Origin of the sequence: Massilia sp. CT11-108 (assembly GCF_047302915.1) — a bacterium.
Classification (GTDB): Bacteria; Pseudomonadota; Gammaproteobacteria; order Burkholderiales; family Burkholderiaceae_D; genus Telluria; species Telluria orientalis.
Genome location: NZ_JBKYMO010000400.1, coordinates 1 through 5,174, shown reverse-complemented (window position 1 = coordinate 5,174; position 5,174 = coordinate 1). Strand labels below are relative to the sequence as shown.

General features: G+C 65.8%; 5 protein-coding genes. 2 read left to right on the top strand and 3 right to left on the bottom strand.

The genetic code is table 11. From position 1 onward, the window contains the following. Nucleotides 1–26: 26 nt before the first annotated feature. The gene (locus ACEN88_RS23935) at nt 27–746 is read right to left on the bottom strand and encodes an ABC transporter ATP-binding protein (protein WP_413343676.1); all 720 of its coding nucleotides are present in this window, start codon (nt 744–746) and stop codon (nt 27–29) included. Here ACEN88_RS23935 and ACEN88_RS23930 point away from each other — a divergent pair. Continuing rightward, the gene (locus ACEN88_RS23930; RefSeq protein WP_413343674.1) at nt 745–1,377 is read left to right on the top strand and encodes an arylesterase; all 633 of its coding nucleotides are present in this window, start codon (nt 745–747) and stop codon (nt 1,375–1,377) included. The two genes, ACEN88_RS23935 and ACEN88_RS23930, sit on opposite strands and share 2 nt — an antisense overlap. Continuing rightward, complete coding sequence (gene mnmH / locus ACEN88_RS23925) at nt 1,377–2,429, top strand: tRNA 2-selenouridine(34) synthase MnmH (RefSeq protein ID WP_413343672.1); 1,053 nt, start codon at nt 1,377–1,379, stop codon at nt 2,427–2,429. Before ACEN88_RS23930 ends, mnmH begins: the two co-directional genes overlap by 1 nt. A gap of 139 nt (nt 2,430–2,568) precedes the next feature. On the opposite strand, the gene ACEN88_RS23920 is transcribed toward mnmH, so the two are convergent. Beyond that, nucleotides 2,569–3,000: a GNAT family N-acetyltransferase gene (locus ACEN88_RS23920; RefSeq protein WP_413343670.1), complete on the bottom strand. Its 432-nt coding sequence runs from the start codon at nt 2,998–3,000 to the stop codon at nt 2,569–2,571. A gap of 102 nt (nt 3,001–3,102) precedes the next feature. Further along, nucleotides 3,103–4,983, bottom strand: coding sequence for a SurA N-terminal domain-containing protein (locus tag ACEN88_RS23915; protein ID WP_413343668.1), 1,881 nt, complete (start codon nt 4,981–4,983; stop codon nt 3,103–3,105). Nucleotides 4,984–5,174: the final 191 nt, after the last annotated feature.

Here is a 5,174-nt window from a genome sequence, read left to right as displayed (position 1 = left end):
CGCCATGGCCGCGCTCGCGTAGACGCTCAGACGGCCAGGCGGCCTGCGGCGATCGTCAGCGTGCGGCCGCAGCGCGCGGCCATGGCGGGATCGTGGGTGACGAGCACGAGGGTCGAGCCGCGCTCGCGATTCAGTTCGAACATCAGCTGGATGACGGCTTCGCCGGTGGCGGCATCGAGGCTGCCCGTGGGCTCGTCCGCGAACAGCAGCGGCGGTTCGGTGACGAAGGCGCGGGCCAGCGCCACGCGCTGCTGCTCGCCGCCCGACAGGTACTTCGGATAGTGGCGCAGGCGGCTCGACAGGCCCACGCGTCCCAGCATCGCCTCGGCTTTTGCGCGGGCATCCGCATCGCCCCGCAATTCCAGCGGCAGCATCACGTTTTCCACCGCGTTCAGGTGCGCGAGCAGCTGGAACGACTGGAACACGAAGCCCAGCTTCGCCTTGCGGAACGCGGCGCGGCCATCCTCGTCGAGGGCGAAGATATCCGTACCGTCGAGCAGGACCTGGCCCGACGATGGCGTATCGAGGCCGGCCAGCAGGCCGAGCAACGTGGACTTGCCGGAGCCGGAAGCGCCGACGAGGGCAAGCGTCTCGGCCGGTTGCACGGTAAAATCCACCTCGTGCAGGATGGTGAGCTCGCCGCTGGCATCCGCCACGCGCTTCGACAGGCCGCGGACCTCGATGGCAGGCCTTGCCGTTCCGCTCACACTTGAACTGCCTTTTGACGCCTCGGGAATATCACGCATGCTTGCTTTACTCAGGAAATGGACGATCGCTGCCGTCGCGGTTCTTGGCATGGCCGCGGCGGGGAGCGCCTATTCTGCCCCAAAAACCGTGCTCGTGGTGGGCGACAGCCTGTCCGCCGAATACGGCCTCGCGCGCGGCACCGGCTGGGTCGCCCTGCTGGAGCAGCGCCTGAAGGCCGAGAAGATCGACGCCCGCATCGTCAACGCCAGCATCAGCGGCGAGACGACGAGCGGCGGCCGCACCCGCCTGCCCGCCCTGCTGCAGCAGCACAGGCCGGACGTCGTCGTGCTGGAACTGGGCGCGAACGACGGCCTGCGCGGCCTGCCGGTGCCGGCCGCCGCGGACAACCTGCGCACGATGATCCAGCTCGCGCAGCGGAACAGGGCCAAGGTCCTGCTCGTCGGCATGCGCATGCCGCCCAACTACGGGCGCGCCTACACGGAACGCTTCGCCGGCATGTACAGGGACCTCGCAGGTACATACAAAGTGCCGCTGGTGCCGTTCATGCTGGACGGCGTCGCGCAGGACGCGGCAAACTTCCAGGCCGACCGCATGCATCCGCTCGCGACCGCCCACCCGACCATCCTCAACAACATCTGGCCGCAATTCGCGCCTCTCGTCAAACGATAATGAAATACCCCGCAGTCCTCGGCGTCGACGACGTCCTGCCCGTGCTCGACCAGTTCGACACCATCATCGACGCGCGCAGCGAGTCCGAGTTCGCGCTCGATCGCATCCCGGGCGCCATCAACTGTCCCACGCTGGACGACGCGCAGCGCGTCCTCGTCGGCACCACGTACAAGCAGGTCGGCGCCTTCGAGGCGAAGAAGATCGGCGCCCCGCTCGTCGCGCAGAACATCGCGCGCCACATCGAGACGCTCTTCGCCGCCAAGCCGAAGGACTGGAAACCGCTCGTCTACTGCTGGCGCGGCGGCAACCGCAGCGGCTCGATGGCGCTGATCTTCGCCAAGATCGGCTGGCCCGTCGTGCAGCTCGACGGCGGCTACAAGGCCTATCGCGCCTACGTCGCGGCCGCGCTGGAAAACCCGCCTCCGCTGGATTTCCGCGTCATTTGCGGCACGACGGGCAGCGGCAAGAGCCGCCTGCTCGAAACGCTGGAATCCGTCGGCGCGCAGGTGCTCGACCTGGAGCGCCTCGCCGCGCACCGCGGCTCCGTCCTCGGCCACCTGCCGGGCGAGCCGCAGCCGAGCCAGAAGATGTTCGAGACGCGCATCTGGGACAAGTTGCGCCGCTTCGATCCGTCGCGGCCCGTGTTCGTGGAATCGGAGAGCAAGAAGGTGGGCAACCTGCGCGTGCCGGAAGTGGTCATGGAACGCATGCGCGCCTCACCCTGCATTTCGCTCCAACTGGACCGTGCCCTCCGCGTGCAGTTGCTGATGGAAGACTACCACCACTTCTGCGCCGACCCGGGCGCGCTGAATGCGCAGCTGGACCATCTGGTGCAGCTGCACGGCCGCGCGCGCATCGAAACATGGCACGAGATGGCCAATACGGGGCAGATGCCGGAACTTGTGGATCAACTGCTTGTCGAGCACTACGATCCCGCCTACCTGCGCTCGATCGACCGGAACTTCGTGCAGTACCCGAAGGCGGAGACGCTCACCCTGCCGGGCATCTCGAAGGACGACTTCATGGCGGCGGCGCGGCACCTCCATACCTAGGGTGGGCACACTCTGCCCACGCGCTCGACGACCATATGCGCCCTCGAGATGCCGGATGACGGTCCGGTCGGTTGAACGCGTGGGCGGGGGCCGCCCACCCTACCCGCAACGCGGCATTCGCCGCAACGCCCCACCGCATTCATTCCGCCGCCAGATAACCCTGTGACGCGGCCTTGTCCTGGTCCTGGAACACGGCCATCGCCGTCGCCATGCGCCGGAAGCCGTAGCGCGCATAGAACCCCTCCTTGCCGGGCACCGAATACAGGATGATCTTCGCGTGCCCGCGCGACAGCTCGACCAGGTGCGCGATCAGCGCGTCGCCCAGGCCGCGTCCCTGGTGGCTGGGCAGGATCGCCACGTCGCAGATGTAGGAACAGTCGAGGCCGTCGGCCAGCGCGCGTCCGGCCGCGACCAGCACGCCGTCCTCGTAGCCGAACCGGCGGAACATGCTGTTCGTGAACACGGTTTTCAGGCGCTCCGGCGACTTGTTCCCGAGCGGCGCCTTGCGGTACAGCTCGGAGAGCTCGTTCCAATCGATAGCGTCGAGCGTATCGGTCCAGGTCACGGTCATGCGGTTGTCCTTGCGTTGTGGATCGAATCGCGATTGTAGCGGTGTCGCAAAGAAAAAGCCCGGTCCGCTCGCGCGGCCGGGCTGTCGATGACGCGTCCGGATTTACTCGGACTTCGCGCCGAGATCGGCAGGCTTGACGTTGATCTTCGCCTTCGCCTTGTGCTTCAGCGCTTCGACGAAGCCATAGGTCTCGGCATTGCCGACGGCGCGGCCGATCTGTTCCGCTTCCTGCTTGCGGCGCGCCACGTCCGGCTGCGCCGGCTGGCTCACCTTGTTGATGCGGTAGACGCCATAACCCACGCCCGGGATATCGACGCCGACATAGGCCGGCAGCTTGCTCGCGTCCGCCTTCAGCACGGCGACCGCGGCCGTTTCGTTGATCGTCGGCTGCTTCGTGCGCGCCACGATCTTCGCTTCGCCGAAGCCGGCGGTATCGCCCGATGCCTTGGCGGCGGCCAGTTTCGCTTCGCCGGCCTGGCGTGCCAGCTTGGCCGCTTCTTCCTGCGTCACGCGCTGGCGGATGGCGGCTTCGACGTCGGCCAGCGGACGCTTGGTCGCCGGCTTGAATTCCACGACGCGGCCTGCGACCAGCGTACCCGGCGCCACTTCGACGGCGTCCGTGTTGCGCTTGTTCTTCACCGCGTCGCTGCCGAAGATCGCTTCCAGGAACTTCGGATTGTTGACCGGCGACGGGCCCAGGGCCGGGTTCGGTGCGCGGGTCAGGCCTTCGGCGGTCTGGATCGTCAGGCCCAGCTTGTCGGCGACCGGCTTCAGGCTGTCCGACTGCTCGTACACGGTATTACGGAAGGTTTCCGCCAGCTCGGTGTACTTGGCCGACATCTTCGCCTTCTTGAGCTCGGCAGCGATCTCCGGCTTCGCCTCTTCCAGCGACTTCTGGGTTTCCGGCACGATCTTCGTGATCTTGATGATGTGGTAGCCGAATTCCGAACGGACGAGACCGCTGACTTCGCCTTCCTTCAGGCCGTAGATCGCGTCTTCGACGGGCTTGACGAACACGCCCTTCTGCACGACGCCCAGGTCGCCGCCCAGCTCGGCCGAGCCCGGATCCTGCGATTGCGCCTTGGCGATCTTCGCGAAGTCGTTCGGGTTCTTGCGCACGTCATCCAGGATCGCCTGCGCCTTGGCCTTCGCGGCGGCGTCCTCGGCGGCCGAGGCGCCCTTCTTCACGTTGATCAGGATGTGGCTGGCGGTGCGCTTTTCCGGCGTGGTGAAGCGCGCCTTGTTCTTGTTGTACGCGTCGGCGATTTCGGCGTCGGACACGTTGACCTGCTTCTCGACGGCGGACGCATCGAACACGACGTATTCGGCCTTGACGGATTCCGGCACCTGGAACAGCGCCGCATTCTTGTCGTAATAAGCCTTGACCATGTCATCCGTGACCTTGACCTGCGAAACGTAGTTCGCCGCCGGGAACAGCTGCTCCTGCACTTCGCGCTCTTCGTCGTTGATGTCCGACAGGCGGTTGGCGACGGTACGCGGTGCGAACGCGGTCTGCTGCACGGAACCGACGAGCTGCTGCACGGCCAGGTCGTGGCGCATGCGCTGGTCGAACATCTCCGGCGTCATGCCCTGCGCGGCCAGCGCGGCCTTGTAGCGGTCCATGTCGAACGTGCCGTCTTCCTTGCGGAACGCCTGGATCTCGAGGATCGCCTTCTGCAGCGCGGCGTCGCTCACCGTCAGGTGGTTGCGGACGATCTCGGCGTTGATGGCGCGCTCGGCCACGAGCTGGTCGAGCACGGCCTGCTTCGCTTCCGGCGTCTCGAACAGTTTCTGGTCGAACTGCTCGCCCATCATCTGGCGGGCCTGGTCCAGCTGGCGGCGCTGGGCGGATTCCCACTCCTGCTGGGTGATCTTTTTCCCGTCCACGGTCGCCACACCATCGTTGCTGCCGCGTTCGTTGTAGCTGCTGACGCCGACCAGAACGAACGACGGAACGATCAGCAGCAGCAGAAAGAACTGCATCAGGCGCTGGTGAGTACGGATAAATTCAAACATGGTCAGCCAATCAAGGTTGAAAATGCGTTATCGAAAAACTTAAAAAAAAAGGCGAACCTAGGTTCGCCTCTCTTTCAGTATCTGGCGGAGCGGACGGGGCTCGAACCCGCGACCCCCGGCGTGACAGGCCGGTATTCTAACCAACTGAACTACCGCTC